The sequence below is a fragment of the Thiofilum flexile DSM 14609 genome (assembly GCF_000380185.1).
Classification (GTDB): domain Bacteria; phylum Pseudomonadota; class Gammaproteobacteria; order Thiotrichales; family Thiotrichaceae; genus Thiofilum; species Thiofilum flexile.
Genome location: NZ_KB904754.1, coordinates 31376 through 47027, shown reverse-complemented (window position 1 = coordinate 47027; position 15652 = coordinate 31376). Strand labels below are relative to the sequence as shown.

Annotated in this window: 15 protein-coding genes and 1 pseudogene; 14 read left to right on the top strand and 2 right to left on the bottom strand. The window is 45.9% G+C overall.

The features are described 5' to 3' along the window. The first annotated feature begins 31 nt into the window (after positions 1–31). From A3IK_RS20185 to A3IK_RS21685, 6 genes are all read left to right on the top strand, one after another. Complete coding sequence (locus A3IK_RS20185) at positions 32–1588, top strand: hypothetical protein (RefSeq protein ID WP_020558946.1); 1557 nt, start codon at positions 32–34, stop codon at positions 1586–1588. 309 nt (positions 1589–1897) lie between these two features. Then, complete coding sequence (locus A3IK_RS0105330; protein ID WP_020558945.1) at positions 1898–2650, top strand: hypothetical protein; 753 nt, start codon at positions 1898–1900, stop codon at positions 2648–2650. 277 nt (positions 2651–2927) lie between these two features. Beyond that, positions 2928–3713: a hypothetical protein gene (locus tag A3IK_RS0105325; protein ID WP_020558944.1), complete on the top strand. Its 786-nt coding sequence runs from the start codon at positions 2928–2930 to the stop codon at positions 3711–3713. A gap of 41 nt (positions 3714–3754) precedes the next feature. Then, on the top strand, positions 3755–5209 hold the full coding sequence (locus tag A3IK_RS0105320) for a dynamin family protein (RefSeq protein WP_020558943.1): 1455 nt from the start codon (positions 3755–3757) through the stop codon (positions 5207–5209). Between the two features lie 44 nt (positions 5210–5253). Beyond that, the gene (locus A3IK_RS0105315; protein ID WP_245539459.1) at positions 5254–6252 is read left to right on the top strand and encodes an FAD:protein FMN transferase; all 999 of its coding nucleotides are present in this window, start codon (positions 5254–5256) and stop codon (positions 6250–6252) included. Positions 6253–6264: 12 nt separating this feature from the next. After that, positions 6265–6846 (top strand): rRNA large subunit pseudouridine synthase E, encoded by a 582-nt coding sequence (locus tag A3IK_RS21685; RefSeq protein ID WP_083915671.1) that lies wholly within the window; start codon positions 6265–6267, stop codon positions 6844–6846. 508 nt (positions 6847–7354) lie between these two features. Here the strand turns inward: A3IK_RS21685 and A3IK_RS21680 are convergent. Continuing rightward, a pseudogene (locus A3IK_RS21680) lies at positions 7355–7537 on the bottom strand (helix-turn-helix domain-containing protein); the annotation flags it as partial. A gap of 32 nt (positions 7538–7569) precedes the next feature. Then, positions 7570–8460: a DMT family transporter gene (locus A3IK_RS0105305; RefSeq protein ID WP_020558940.1), complete on the bottom strand. Its 891-nt coding sequence runs from the start codon at positions 8458–8460 to the stop codon at positions 7570–7572. Positions 8461–8511: 51 nt separating this feature from the next. Between A3IK_RS0105305 and ruvB the strand changes: the two genes are divergently transcribed. The 8 genes from ruvB to tolA all read left to right on the top strand — a co-directional run bounded on the left by ruvB (position 8512) and on the right by tolA (position 15652). Continuing rightward, positions 8512–9579, top strand: a complete 1068-nt coding sequence (ruvB, locus tag A3IK_RS0105300) for a Holliday junction branch migration DNA helicase RuvB (protein WP_020558939.1) — start codon at positions 8512–8514, stop codon at positions 9577–9579. Positions 9580–9611: 32 nt separating this feature from the next. Then, positions 9612–10361: a DNA cytosine methyltransferase gene (locus tag A3IK_RS0105295; protein ID WP_020558938.1), complete on the top strand. Its 750-nt coding sequence runs from the start codon at positions 9612–9614 to the stop codon at positions 10359–10361. Continuing rightward, a complete protein-coding gene (locus A3IK_RS0105290) occupies positions 10351–10752 on the top strand; it encodes a DNA cytosine methyltransferase (protein WP_020558937.1) in 402 nt (133 codons plus the stop codon). Before A3IK_RS0105295 ends, A3IK_RS0105290 begins: the two co-directional genes overlap by 11 nt. Further along, complete coding sequence (locus A3IK_RS0105285; RefSeq protein ID WP_020558936.1) at positions 10745–11698, top strand: AvaI/BsoBI family type II restriction endonuclease; 954 nt, start codon at positions 10745–10747, stop codon at positions 11696–11698. Before A3IK_RS0105290 ends, A3IK_RS0105285 begins: the two co-directional genes overlap by 8 nt. A gap of 67 nt (positions 11699–11765) precedes the next feature. After that, positions 11766–12194 carry a tol-pal system-associated acyl-CoA thioesterase gene (gene ybgC, locus A3IK_RS0105280; RefSeq protein ID WP_020558935.1) on the top strand — a complete coding sequence of 143 codons (429 nt, stop codon included), beginning with the start codon at positions 11766–11768 and terminating at the stop codon, positions 12192–12194. Beyond that, entirely contained in the window at positions 12191–12883 is a 693-nt protein-coding gene (tolQ, locus tag A3IK_RS0105275; RefSeq protein WP_020558934.1) for a protein TolQ, read from the top strand. Before ybgC ends, tolQ begins: the two co-directional genes overlap by 4 nt. Continuing rightward, entirely contained in the window at positions 12880–13290 is a 411-nt protein-coding gene (gene tolR / locus A3IK_RS0105270) for a protein TolR (RefSeq protein WP_020558933.1), read from the top strand. The genes tolQ and tolR overlap by 4 nt, the downstream gene beginning before the upstream one ends. A gap of 10 nt (positions 13291–13300) precedes the next feature. Next, positions 13301–15652 carry a cell envelope integrity protein TolA gene (gene tolA, locus A3IK_RS20180; protein ID WP_020558932.1) on the top strand — a complete coding sequence of 784 codons (2352 nt, stop codon included), beginning with the start codon at positions 13301–13303 and terminating at the stop codon, positions 15650–15652.

Sequence of the window (15652 nt, the reverse complement as noted above, 5' to 3'; positions counted from 1 at the left end):
CTCCCTTTAATCTGTCGAGGATAAGAAGACGATGAAGACATTTGAAAAACGTTTGCTAACCTTGCTCATTGCAGCTTGTTGTTCTACAGGCGCACTTGCTAGTGTAGAGAGTGTACCTGCTCCACCAGAAGGCCCTTATTTAGCCTCTGATTCTGATAGGGTTGAGAGTGTTACTTTAGTCACTAGTACTAGCACGGTTGAGGATAATTTACCTGATGCACCACCTGGGCCCTTTAGTGAGTCAGAGGGTAATATAGAATTTACTGATTCAGTGCTACTGACGTCGGTAAAGGATATGCCACCCCCTCCGCAAGGTCTAATGATGGCGGATGCAGGTGATGTGATCATAGCCAGTAATCCTCAAGAGCCTCCTTCTCCCTCCGAGCCGGTCAAGCCAGAAGAGCCTAAAATGACCGTAAATGCTCCTCCGGCACCTACTACCCCAGAACCATCCAATGCCCCTGAAGCGGCTAATGCTCCCGCTGCTGAGTCACAGGCGACAGATGCATCTGCTCCAGCACCGACGACACCTGCTGAAGTAACAACACAATCATCAACAGCACCCGCAGCCGAGGCATCTCCTGAAGCTGAAGCTGCGAGTGATGACGCAGCCGAAGCGCCTCCTGAAGCTGAAGCAGCCAGTGATGATGCAGATGATGAGGCAATGGTAGAAGAGGCTGAAATTATACTAGATGCAGCAACCCCAGCGGCTGGACTGTTAATACTAGATACCGAAATTCCCTTAGCGCCTGAAGCACCCAAACCAACAGAAACTCAAGCGGCTCCCACCCCCGCAGCCGATGCGCCCAAACCAGCAGAAGCTCAAGCGGCGGCTCCAGCCCCCGAAGCACCTAAATCCGCTGAGGCTCCAGCACTATCTGAATCTACTACCACACGTTTGGTACTAGATAAACCTGCACCCGTAGAGGCAGCAAATCCTGAAGCAGCAGAGGCACCTAAAGAGGTTCCACCTAGCCCTCAAATGGCGGCGCAACCCCTACTAACCGTGCCCATCGATACTCAACAAGCTAATGCTCCTGAAGCGCCACCTATGCCTGTAGTCGTTGCTCCAGCTCCTGAAGCTCCTGAGGCTGAACAGGCAGCAGAGATGCAACATGATATGCCTATGGATCAGATGCAACATGATATGCCTATGCATCATATGAAACCGGATCACCCCATGCCACAACATGGTCAAGGTGCTAAACCGAATCATCCCATGCCGCAACAAGGAGTGGGTGGTGCTAAGCCTAACCATTTCATGCCTCAGCGGGGAGCTGGACCTAACCATCCTATGCCACCAACAGGCCGTCATCCCATGCCGCCGATGTCTTCAGCAAAACCACACATGTATTACACTCAGCAGCCCCAAGTGATGTACTTCATACCGGTAATGCCTGTACCAATGCAAAACGGTATGCCTGTTCCGCAGGGTTATGGTTGGCCTCAAGGTTATGTCGTGCCACAAGGCTATCGTATGATGCCTATGCCCATGATGGTTGCTCCTAATAATAGGATGGCTCCCCCCATGTCAGCACCTCCAGCCCCCATGGCTCCACAAGACCAACCGCCTGCTAAACCACAATAACAAGCATCTTTGAACATTTTATCCTGCGATAAAATGTTCAATTCTAAGGGATTGATGTTAGTCTTACCCCTAGATTTGAAAATTTATTAGGCATAGCTTGATTATTAGCGATTGACAAGTAAAAACATGACTATATAGGCTTAGACTTTAGCAGCTTAGGGTCTGAGCCTAAGCGTGATGTGTCATTAAATGAAATAGTCATGCTGTGCCCCCACACCCTACGCAATGTAATTATTCTAAACAGAATAATACCCAACTATTCTGTTTAATAGCTGACCTAAACGTTTTAAGTTTTAAGAGGAGTCTGGAATGGATAAAGTACGCGATTCTTGGCAGTGGTTGCTCAAGCATCCGATTGCGTTTGCATGGATTTTAGCTTTCATTGCTATTGCCTTAAATTTGTTTGTAGGTGCTAAAACCCCAGAGGCAAAGAATGTGGCACCTGTTGAAGCAGCAGCGACTAATCCACAGCCCTCCGCACAGGCTGCTCATGGTGGTCAAGCCATGGCGGAGCAAGCAACACAAGCAGCTCAAGCAGCACCCACCGATACGGCAGCTACTGAAACGGCTGCTGCTCAAAGCAATCAAGCTACCCCTGCTGCACCTACCCAAGCGGTAGCAGAAGTTAAAGAAGTCGTTACGGAAACGGAAAACCAGTCTGCAGCGGCTGATACCAATATTGAGCCAGTTGATACCGTCACTACCACTGTAGCCACTACTACCATCGTAATGGCTGAGACCTCAGATGTGCAGTCATTATTAAAAACAGCCCGCCAAGCCTATTGGGATGGGGTTAAGAGTAATAATATGGCTAAGCTAGAAGAGGCTGTGAGCTGGTATGAAAAATTAACGGCACTAGATGCTAATCCAGCCTATAAGGGTGAGTTAGCTAATGTCTTTTGGAAAATGGAAAATCCTGAAAAAGCAACGGATTTATATATCGAAATTGGCCCATGGTTAAAAGAGCAGGGACGTACTATTGAGTTAATCAATATGAAAGTTTATGTCGATATTACCAATCCAGAGAAAGGTAAAAAACTCGGCGCTTTAATCGGGCAGTAAGCATTAAGCTTATCCAATATGAGAAGCGGGGTATAGCCTAGAGAGCTATATCCCGCTTTGTTTTTTTTGCCTAAGCTATTGCTTACTAAGCCTTGAGTAGTTGAATGCTTAAGTACTTGAACCAAAGCAATCAGGTATTTCTTTTGCAGTCGCTGTGAATACATCCTTGTACGCTACAAGGCGGTATCCCTGCCACCAAGACTGCTCCAGAAATACCCGATTACTGTGGTATACCTACTTATGACTGATGTGAGTCACCTGAAGAGAGATATGAGTTATGGCGGCATCTAGTGCTAGTCCCCCCGCGCTTGAGCAAGAAATTAAGGAGGTTGAACAGGAGTTACACCAATTTGAAGTCAAGCAAGTCCAAGATACTAATTTACTTAAGTTTATTGTTTACCCTTCTTTATTAGCTTTTATTATTTTAGCTTTGTATGGTTTTTACCTTGTTCAAAGTCTGGCTATGGATGTACATCGCCTAACTAATACCATTGTGGCTATGCAGACGGATATGCGGCGTATGACCGATAGCGTGGTAGAGATGCAGACGGTGGTTAAAAAGGATCTTAATACGATGGTATTGAGCTTGAATAGTGTGTCGGTAAATATGGGCTATGTGACGGAATCTACGCAAAATATGGCTTATTATTTGATTGGCATGACCAATAATACGGGGCGTATGGCTAATGATGTGCAACAAATGAATAGCTCGGCTCAAAACATGGCAGCCTCTATGTATAATCTGCAAGGAGACATGGGCAGTCTTAATCAGCGTTTCTCTAGTCCTTTTAAGATGATGAGTCATTTTATGTCTTTTTCGGGTACTAATCAGCGTCAATATGTACCACCGCCACCCGTGACTTACTACCCGCAACAGAGTTATTATTGGCCATCACCTGATAATAGTAACGCATCAACGTTTAGTGCTTTGCCTAATATGATAACAGTAATGCAGAATACTCAACCCACTGTCGATGTTATGAGCACCAGTACTTTATTAAATGCACTACAATTAACACCAACTCCCCCATCTGTCACGGGGCTGAGTCATCCAACACCGTAGGGGGGGTTGGGTGGCAGACTAATCGTAAAAAGAGGATAGCAATGATAAACCCCGGAAAGCGTATTGAGCAGCGCATTAGTCGTTTGCAGGAGCAATTGAGCCGTGAGAACCCTATTTTAGTTGAGGTTGTGAGTTTTTATCAGCAACTCGATAAAGTTGCTAAACGGCTAGGGTTATTAAGCCCTGCGGAGTCTTATGCCACTCAGATTTCATGGTGGCCTATGGTCTCGGTGTTAGGCACCTTTTCAGCCGGTAAATCGAGCTTTATTAATAGCTATTTAGGCATGGAGTTGCAGCGTTCGGGTAATCAGGCAGTGGATGATCGTTTTACGGTCATTACCTATAGCCCCGATGGTAAAACCGAAACTCTGCCCGGCTTAGCTTTAGATGGTGATCCGCGCTTTCCTTTTTATCAAATCAGTGAGGAAATCGAGCGCGTCGCACCGGGGGAAGGTTCTAAGGTTAATAATTACCTACAAATGAAGGTAGCGCCGAGTGAAAAACTGCGGGGGCGTATTTTAATTGACTCGCCGGGCTTTGATGCCGACGCACAGCGTAAGGCAGTCTTGCGTATTACCGACCATATTATTGAGCTATCAGATTTAGTATTAGTATTTTTTGATGCCCGCCATCCCGAACCAGGGGCTATGCAAGATACTCTAGAGCATTTGGTGAAAGGAGCGCAAAGACGTAATGATAATAATAAGTTCTTGTTTATCTTAAACCAGATAGATACTGCGGCTAGAGAAGATAATCTAGAGGATATTGTCTCCTCATGGCAAAAAGCTTTAGCTCAAGCGGGTCTGGCCTCCGGTAATTTCTATGTGATTTATAATGAACGTTTAGCAATACCTGCGGAAAATGAACAGGTATGGCAACGTTTTGTAGAAAAACGTAATACTGATTATAAGCGCATTATGGATCGTATTGGGGGTGTTAACACCGAACGGGTTTATCGCATTACCGGCAATATGGAATCCATCGCTAACCACTTAGAACAACAAGCGGTTCCTAGCTTACAAATGTCGTTACAGAGCTGGCGTAAAAAAGTCTTACTGTGGGATGGTATTATACTAGGTGGCCTATTAGTGGGTGGAGTCGCGTTGACAGCTTGGTTAGGTTATTGGAATGGGATCATCTTTAATCCACCTTGGGGGGATATTGGGTCTAGTCCGATTGCATGGATGCTATTTATTACTATTTTAGTCGTGGGTGCGATTGTCATACATTTCACCATTCGCTCTAAAGTGGCTAAATCTATTGCGGCTAAATTACCAACGCGTGAAATTTACGGTAATTTACAACGCGCCTTCCAACTCAGTACTAAACCCTGGCGTAGTATTTTCTTATATAATCCACGCGGTTGGGGCTATAGAGCACGGCGCAGTATTGAGTCAGTACGTGAAGCGACCGATCATTTTGTGCAAAGCTTGAATGATGTATTCACTAAGGCTAAATTAGCCGATCAAACAACGAATACGAATCCTAAACCATAATGCTCATAATGCCTCTTTTATCTATTGCTCGGTTGCTAGCTTTGATGCTAGCAGCCCTTATCCTGCTCAGTGCTTGTGATACGTCGCCATCTTTTCTGAGGTTAGAGGGACAGCTTGGCACTGCAGCATGGCATATCACGATTACTAACCCACCGCCTGATAAAAGTGCCGAGCAGCTTCAGCAGGAGCTGGATAAGGTGCTGGCTCATACGAATCAAATTCTAGGGACATGGAATCCTAACTCAGAGATTTCCCAATTTAATCAAAACACGAGCACTGATTGGATACCCGTTTCTAAGGAGTTGGCTGAGGTTGTCACCACCACGTTGCGCCTCAGCCAAGAGAGTCAAGGGCTATATGATGTAACGGTGGCACCACTATTAAAGCTATGGGGATTTAAACACGGTGATCCCGCGCAAGGGGCTATTCCTACCGCAGCAGAGATTGAGGCAGCCAAAGCCAAAATGGGTTATCAAAAGCTACAAGTACGCTTAGACCCTCCTGCGTTACGTAAAACCCAAGCGGATCTGCATGTCGAACTAGCCTCTATTGCGGATGGTTATGCGACGGATCAAGCGGGTGAGTATTTAGAGTCTCTAGGTATTCGTGACTATATGGTCGAGGTAGCGGGTGAGGTGCGCACACGGGGTAGTAGTCCACGCGGGGATGCTTGGCGTATTGCGATTGAAAAGCCGGTGGAAATAGGGCGCGTAGTGCAACAAGGTATTGGTTTGCATAATGTGGGGCTAGCGACCTCTGGGGATTATCGTAATTTCTTTGTTGCCGAGGGTAAGCGTTATTCACATACCATGAATCCTCTCTTAGGAACCCCAGTCCAGCATCGTTTGGCATCGGTGTCGGTATTGGCGGAGACGGGATTGCTCGCGGATGCCTATGCGACATTACTAATGGTATTAGGGGATGAGCAGGGCAGAAAATTTGCAGAAGAGCATAAACTAGCGGCCTATTTTATTTGGCGCACCGAGACAGGATTTGATAGCTATGCGACTCCAACCTTTCAGCCGGCTTTGATACAACTGTAATCTGCATACGCTATGGCACGCATTATCTTATTCAATAAACCTTATGATGTACTCTGTCAATTCACGGATGGGGAAGGGCGGAGTACTTTAGCAGATTTTGTCCCTATTAAAGGAGTTTATCCCGCAGGGCGTCTTGATCGAGATAGTGAGGGGTTAGTGCTATTAACGGATGATGGTAAGTTACAGCATAAAATCAGCGATCCTAAACAAAAAACCTCTAAAACCTATTGGGTGCAAGTTGAAGGAATACCCACAGAGGTGGATTTAGAGCCTTTGCGTAGCGGGATAGAACTAAAAGACGGTATGACCTTACCGGCTAAAGTCCGCATTATTCCACCCCCTGCGATCTTGTGGGAGCGTAATCCCCCGATTCGAGTACGTCAGGCTATTCCTGATACTTGGTTGGAGCTAACAATTCGCGAAGGGCGCAATCGTCAAGTGCGCCGTATGACTGCCGCTATTGGTTTTCCGACCTTACGCCTGATTCGTTATCGTATTGGCTCTTGGACGCTGGATGGTTTAGCGCTAGGAAGCTGGCAGGCGCTTGAGTCTGGCGCATATCCGCAAATAAGCGGGCATAATCCCAATCCCTAATGGCAATGATTACCGTAGAGCCAGTGCGCTCACCAATGGGTAAATGAGCATCATCCTTACTGAGCTGATCAAATTCGTGAGCCAGTTGAGCCATTTTACGTTGGAATATTTCATTCGACACCGGGCTTAACATGCCATTGAGTACTAATAACTTTTCACTATTTTTAGTAAAAGTGGTTCTAAAATACTCTGACTCAATTTTAGCGCGGAATAATTGCATAATGGGGCCATCATCACGCCATTTGAAATTAGGGGCAATCAAGAGCTTAATCCGATTATGAGGCTGTAGCTCGATGATTTTTAGCCTATCCAATAAGGCTAGATAACGAATCAGATCAGTCTCTTTAAAGCGATAGTGACTAATAATATCTTGCAAACTCCAACGATTGAGCACACAAACCGTCACCATCATTAGATTCAGATCATCCGCAATTTGCCTTTCTTGCGCTAAGGTGAGTTCAGTAATGGGGCGTTTTTGCTCTGCCTTCATTTCAGCAACTAGATCGCTAATTTCTAAATCCAATAGCGTGCAGATCGCATCTAAGCGTTGTAAGGAAATATTTTGCTCAGCAAATAGCCGCTTGACACTAGCCTCTGAAAGCTCAAGGCAAGCAGCGACATCCACATAAGTCTTATTATGGCGGCGCAAGAGTTTCTTTAAAGTCGTTATCAGTGCAGAGGTTTGAGCCATTTTTTCTTAGCATAGTGTTGCTATGCCCTGAGTTAAGTAGTTTTACGAGCTAGCCATACACCTAAGATAGCCACCACCATGCCAGTGATTTGTAGAATGCTCAGGTGTTCATTAAATAATATCCAAGCCATTAAAGCGGTAACCGCCGGCGTTAAATAAAATAAACTGCTTACACTAACAGCACCCTGTTGCCGAATCAGCAAGCTTAATAGGCTAATGGCACCGATGGAGAGCACTAACACTAGCCACGCTAAGGCAAAAATAAACTCACCCGTCCACTCAATCCGCCAACTGCCTAATACTGGAACCAATAAGGCAGTGATGATTAAGCTTGGGATAAATTGCACCACCGCTCCCGTTCTTAAATCAAAGTGGGGGCAGAATTTTTTTTGATACAGCGTGCCTAGCGTAATACTGAATAAGGCAAACACCACCGGAATTAATTGCATAGGGTCAATCTTATCTAGCGAGGTCATATTAGCACGCCCACTAATAACCATAAAGACTCCAATTAAACCTAATACAATACCGAGCCATTGCTTACGGCTTACGGTTTCATGCAGCAACCAACCTGCTAATGCGGCTGTTAAGAGGGGCTGCATACCCACGACTAAACTGGTAATACCTGCCGGTAGGCCATGACCAATGGCAAGAAAAACCCCACCTAAATACCCTGCTTGCAGCAGCAATCCCGCTATACCTAAATGAATCCACAGCCGTAAACCCTTAGGCCAAGGTGCTTTAGTGACTAAAGCTATGCCGGTCATGAGCACAATCACCCAGGCATAACGTATACTCAAAAAAGCCAAAGCATCCGCATGTGGTAAGCCAAATTTGGCACCAATAAACCCGGTACTCCACAGGATCACAAACAAAAGCGGCATGGCCTGTAACCATAGCTGGCTGAATTGTGTGGTAGGCATGGTGGTGCTAAAGCCCGTAAAATAAACGAAACACATTATTGGCTTAAAACGATGGAAAGTCACTCAGAACGTATGATTTCACCCCGTGCGACTCCACAAGAGGAGCGTGCAGATGATCAAATTCGCCCACGTCGGTTAAAAGACTATATTGGTCAACCACTGGTGCGTGAGCAAATGGAGATTTTTATTGGTGCTGCTTTGCGCCGTGGCGAGGCATTAGATCACACCCTAATTTTTGGCCCCCCCGGATTGGGTAAGACCACGCTGTCTAATATTATTGCACAGGAAATGGGGGCGAATTTACGCCAGACCTCCGGGCCTGTGCTAGAGAAGGCAGGGGATTTAGCAGCGCTTTTGACAAATCTCGAACCACATGATGTCTTATTTATTGATGAGATTCACCGTCTGAGTCCGATGATAGAGGAAATACTCTATCCTGCCATGGAGGATTTTCAGCTCGATATTATGATTGGTGAAGGGCCTGCTGCTCGCTCAATTAAATTAGATTTGCCGCCCTTTACTTTGGTAGGGGCGACGACACGTGCGGGGCTTTTGACCTCACCATTACGGGATCGGTTTGGTATTGTGCAGCGCTTGGAGTTTTATAATGTGGAGGATTTAGCCTTTATCGTGACCCGTGCGGCGAGTATTTTAGGGGTACAGGTTGAGGCAGAGGGAGCTTATGAAATAGCCCGCCGTGCACGTGGAACGCCTCGGATTGCCAATCGTTTACTGCGTCGGGTACGTGATTATGCTCAGATCAAAGGCGATGGGCTGATTACCAAGGCGATGGCAGATGGTGCTTTAACCATGCTCAATGTGGATAGCCAAGGTCTCGATCATATGGATAGACGTTTGCTCATGGCTATGTTGGAAAAATTTGATGGAGGGCCTGTCGGTGTGGATAGCCTAGCCGCAGCGATTGGTGAGGAGCGTGGAACGATTGAGGATGTGATTGAGCCGTATTTGATTCAACAGGGTTTTATGATGCGTACCCCACGAGGACGTATGGCAACACGGCACACTTGGCAATACTTTGGACTCCACACACCTTCACGTTTTGAGCTACAGTTACCTGAACAGGGAGTATTAACGGTGTTGGATAGTTCTGATAACTAAATAAGCGGTAGTATGCTTTTTATAGGCTTGATATGACACGTAAAATTATTAGTTTATTTTCCGGAGCGGGTGGGATGGATATTGGTTTCCATCAGGCTGGTTTTGAGACGGCGGTAGCGGTTGAGCAAGATAGCGCTTGTTGTGCCACCTTAAGAAAAAATATGCCCAACATACCGGTTCTAGAGGCGGATATTACTCACACTACTACAGCCGACATTTTAGCGGTTGCAAAGCTAAAACCATTAGAAGCTGCTTTGGTTGTAGGGGGGCCTCCGTGTCAAAGTTTTAGTTTGGCAGGAAAACGAATGGGATTAAACGATCCACGGGGGCGTTTAGTATTAGAATTTATTCGTGTGGTTCGAGAAGCATTGCCTGCAGCTTTTGTGATGGAAAACGTAAAAGGCATGGTGAATTGGGAAGGAGGGAAAGCATTAAACGCTATTCTGCAAGAGGTAGCAGAGCCTATTGAGTATCAAGGTCAAACTTATCAATACCAGCTTAGTTATCAAGTTTTAGATGCAGTTAATTATGGTGCTCCTCAATTTAGAGAGAGAATTTTTATTGTAGGCAATCGTATTGGGGAGAAATTTAATTTTCCTAAGCCAACCCATGCAGCAAATGAAACAACTCAACAAGTAGATTTATTCAATACCCCATCCAAACAAGCATGGTTAACTGTCTGGGATAGTATTGGCGATTTACCCGCTGCTCAAGAGCCTTCAGAAACAGCACTAAAAGTAGCAGGTACTATTAAGGATAGAGTTATTAAACATGGATATTAAGAATCATCAAAAAACCGCTCATGCCCCATCAACTTTAGAGAAAATTAAGATTGTTCCTATTGGAGGAAAGTTAAGTCATATCAAAAAAACATTTGGCTCTACCTATAGACGTTTAGATCCTAATAAACCCTCTCCTACGGTAACGCGTAGTGGTTATCGAGATTTTATTCATCCTTTTGAAAATAGAATGCTTACAGTACGTGAGTTAGCCTGTTTACAAACGTTCCCTTTGCATTGGGAATTTATAGGAACACGTTTGGATTCTTACAGTAGTAAGCGGGTTGTAACTATGACTCAATTTGGGCAAGTAGGGAATGCTGTTCCCCCTATATTAGCAAAAGCTATTGGGGATGCTTTGCAAAAGCAACTGTTTGAGAGCAGTAATGGCTAATGTTTATGTACAGTGCCCAGATGATTTAATAACTACTAGTGAAGCTAGACGTAATGGCTTTCTAGAGTATGCCCTACGACGCAATTTAGAATCAGAACCTTTTATTGATCGTGCTAAGGCATTAAAGGTTTATTTAGATAACCACTCAAAGCAAGCTTCTGACTTAGTGAGTTTGAGTGAGATCAGAGAAAGCTTATTAGAAGCTGCTGGTTTATCGGTTAAAGCTAAGACACATTTAAATATTGAGGATAAAGATAAACTACTAGCCAATTTTATTGAAAAGGTGTTGGTTCCTATGGGATCAGCCTATAAAGATGAAGTTGTTTATCGCTATCTATTAACAGCAGGTGATGCTTTAGGTGGAAAAATGCGTAATATTGTGGGTTTAATTGCTAAGGAAAAGCTAACTCGCTTTGTTATTGCACAGCTTAATATTTTAAACGCTGATATTGTTTTTTATAATAAAAACTGGATAGAGATTGATGGTAAAGCTATAGACTATCAATCTCTAGGCACGATTAAGGCTATAAAATGGAGGGTGCTAAATAACTCATCTCGAATTTTAATCTATGATATTAATGTACCCCAAGTTAGGAAAAATATTGATATTGTCCTAATGGAGGGCTTGCCTAAACCAAATAAAATGAGTGTCTCTGTAGTTAAAGAGCTATTAAGTGATACAAGTAACTATAAAGTATTAGGTGAACTAAAGGGGGGAATTGATTCTGCTGGTGCTGATGAGCATTGGAAAACAGCACTCAGCGCCTTAAATCGTATTAATACTGCTTTCAATAAAGTACCGCTGATATTTATTGGTGCAGCAATAGAGCCAGCTATGGCAAATGAGATTTTTTCTCTATATACCACAGATAGATTAGCAAATTGTGCTAATTTAACTAATGACCATCAATTAGCAACTTTATGTGATTGGCTGGTTAAACAATAATAGTTTTATAAATTAATTCACTATAATCAGTTGTTGATAGGGTTAATTTAATAGGGTTTACGGGTATATGACTCAATTAGTAGTTTCTAATCATTTTAGTTTGCCTATTCGTATCTATTATGAAGATACCGATGCGGGTGGTGTCGTTTATCATGCGGGTTATATCCGTTTTATGGAGCGGGCGCGTACCGAATGGCTACGCCAATTGGGTTTTGAGCAACACTATTTAATGAATGCTTTAAATATAGCCTTTGCAGTCCGTAGTCTTAGTATTGAATATTTAAAGCCAGCCAAGTTTGATGATCAAATCGAAGTTACTGCACGGGTGAAGCATTTAGGACGAGCTAGTATCGAGTTTGAGCAAACGGTTACTCGTCGTAATTTAACCACAGAGGCTGAACTCTTAATTACCGCCAGCGTCAAAGTGGTCTGTGTGCAGTTAGATAAGTTTAAGTCAACCGCTATTCCTCACGAAATCAGGAGTTTACTCGTATGAATGCTGATCTATCGGTCATGAAGCTTATTACCGATGCTAGTCCGGTAGTACAGGTGGTGATGCTATTACTCGTCCTCGCCTCTTTATTGTCGTGGACTTTAATTTTTAGCAAATCCTATGCCCTAGGTAGGGCTAAGCAGCAAGCATTTAAATTTGAGGAGCGTTTCTGGAGTGGGATGGCGCTGAACTCCCTATACGATGAGCTATCGCAAAAGACAGCCACCCGTACCGGCATGGAAAGGATTTTTTATGATGGTTTTCATGAATACCGGCGTACTAGTAAATTGGATGCGGTGAGTTCTGATTTTTCTGTATCCGATGCGGTACAACGCTCCATGCGAGTAGCCGCTTCTAAAGAGATTGATAATTTAGAACAGAACTTAACCTTTTTAGCCACCGTCGCCTCGACCAGCCCATATGTGGGGCTATTTGGTACGGTGTGGGGGATTATGAATGCGTTTTTATCACTGGGTAAAATGCAACAAGCTACCCTTGATGTGGTAGCCCCCGGTATTGCAGAGGCCTTGATTGCCACTGCGATTGGCCTATTTGCGGCGATTCCAGCCCTAATTGCCTATAACCGTTTTAGTGATCAAGTAGAGCGTTTGGCGGTGAGTTATGAGAATTTCCGCGAAGAATTTACCGCTTTATTAGAGCGCCATATGGTCACGCAACGGAGTAAGTCATGAGACGCCCACGTAAAGCGATGGCACAGATGAATGTCGTGCCTTACATCGATGTCATGTTGGTGTTACTGGTGATCTTTATGATTACCGCTCCTATGATGAAAACGGGCGTTGAAGTCGATGCACCCGAAGCCAATGCCGACCCACTCACCACGAATAATCAACAAGAGCCTTTGATTGTAGTGGTGGATCATGAGGGGAAGTATTTTCTTGAGGGTGATAACCCAATGAGCCTAGAAGAAATTACCGATGTTATTCAGGATAAAATACGTGCATCTGCTGAACGCCCCGTCTATGTCAAAGGTGATGGGCGTGTTGAGTATCATTATTTGATGCAAGCCATGGTCGCCGTGCAAAAAGCGGGTGCGAAAAAGATTGGTTTAATGGCTGAGCCGGAACGTAACCCTTGAGAACAATACAATGCTAAAAGAGTTACTCAAACATCCCAAAGCGTTAGCTATTGCAATTATTTTGCATATCGTAGTGGTGTTGTTACTGATTATTAGTTTTAAGTGGGAATCTATACCAAAGGTTTCCGAGCAACCTGACACGGTGCTAATGACCGAAGGTATTAAAACCCCACCACTAGATGAGGCTAAGCAAGAGCCGCCGCTATCAGAGCCACCGTTATCGGATTCAAGCAATCAGACTACGTTACCCGATCGTCTGCAAAGTCTATCTGAGCTACCCCCCTTAGAGGAGCAGGTCTTACCGGAGGATACTAACCCCGCCGCTAAACAGCAGTTAGAACGTTGGGCAGAAGCAGAGCGAGCCAGGCAAGAAACGGCGCGTTTAGAAGCAGAGCGTCAAGCTGCAGAAATAGCCGCACAACAAGCCGAAATAAAGGCACGGGAAACAGCCCGTTTAAAAGCCCAAGCAGAAGAAAAAGCCCGCGAAGAAGCCAAAGTAAAAGCTATAGCAGAAGAGAAAGACAAAGCCCGCGAAGAAGCACGGGCCGAAGCAAGACGTGAACGTGAAAAGGAAAAAGCCCGCGAAGAAGCCAAAGCAAAGGCCGAAGCAGAGGAAAAAGCTAAAGCTGAAGCAAAAGACAAAGCCCGCGAAGAAGCACGAGCCGAAGCAAGACGCGAGCGTGAGAAAGAGAAAGCGCGTGAAGAAGCCAAGGCTAAAGCTGAAGCAGAGGAGAAAGCGAAGGCCGAAGCAAGAGACAAAGCGCGTGAAGAAGCACGCGCCGAAGCAAGACGTGAACGTGAGAAAGAGAAAGCACGTGAAGAAGCTAAAGCAAAAGCTGAAGCGGAGGAAAAAGCTAAAGCTGAGGCAAAAGAGAAAGCCCGCGAAGAAGCACGTGCCGAAGCAAGACGCGAGCGTGAGAAGGAAAAAGCTCGCGAAGAAGCCAAAGCAAAAGCTGAAGCGGAGGAAAAGGCTAAAGCTGAGGCAAAGGAAAAAGCCCGCGAAGAAGCACGAGCTGAAGCAAGACGCGAGCGCGAAAAAGAGAAAGCGCGCGAAGAAGCCAAGGCAAAAGCCGAAGCGGAGGAAAAGGCTAAAGCTGAGGCAAAGGAAAAAGCCCGCGAAGAGGCACGAGCTGAAGCAAGACGCGAGCGCGAGAAGGAAAAAGCCCGTGAAGAAGCCAAAGCAAAAGCTGAGGCAGAAGAACAAGAAAATAAACGGGTAGCAGCACGTATTGCAGCGGCTGAAGCTGAGGCTAAGCGTCGTGAAGAGGAGCAAGCTAAGGCGATTGCGCGTGAAAAATGGTTAGCCAAAGAGGCAGAGCGTAAGGAGCAAGAAGCAGCGGAGGCGAAAGCAAAAGCTCGTGCCGAAGCTAGAGCACGTGCAGAGGCGGAAGAGAAAGCAAGGGTAGAAACAGAAATAGCGCGTGCTAGAGCAGCAGCGCGTGCGCGTGCCGAAGCTGAAGAAAAGGCCAAGGAAGAAGCCGAGGCGCGTGCTCGTGCTGAAGCGAGATCCAGAGCCGCCGCCCGCGCTCGTGCAGAGGCGGAAGAAAAAGCCAAAGCCGAGGCTGAAGCAGAGGAAGCAAGAGCCGTCGCACGTGCTAGAGCTGCTGCTCGCGCCCGTGCCGAAGCAGAGGAAAAAGCTAAAGCTGAGGCAGAAGCGGAGGAAGCAAGAGCTAGAGCCGTTGCTCGCGCTAGAGCAGCAGCTCGTGCTCGTGCCGAAGCGGAGGAGAAAGAAAAAGCTGAGGCAGAAGCAGCGCGTGCTAGAGCGGCTCGTGCTCGTGCCGCTGCAGAGGAGAAAGAAAAAGCTGAAGCGGAAGCAGCGCGTGCTAGAGCAGTACGCGCTCGTGCTGCGGCAGAAGAGAAGGCAAAAGCGGAGGCAGAGGCCGAACGCGCCAGAGCGGCACGTGCTCGTGCTGCTGCAGAAGAGAAGGCAAAAGCGGAGGCAGAGGCCGAACGCGCCAGAGCGGTACGTGCTCGTGCTGCTGCAGAAGAAAAAGCCAAAGCAGAGGCTGATGCGGCTCGTGCTAGAGCAGCAGCGCGTACCAGAGAGTCTGCTAATGCTCGTGCCCCTAGTAGTGTTGATCGCCAAGCTTTAGATCGTGGGCAACAAGAATGGGCGCGGCAGATCCGTCAACGAGTCAGTTCTAATTGGATTGAGCCAGAAGATACCTTTGGCATGCGAGCAACCATTGCTTTGGTTGTGCGTCCGCCAGGCTATGTAAAAAGCCTAAAAGTCGCTAACTGTAGTGGCAGTCGAGCGTTTTGTGATTCATTAGTGGCCGCTATTCGAAAGTCGGAACCCTTTCCTAGGCCGCGTTACGATGAATTATATAACGAGGATTTAAGAATTATTTTTGAGCCATAA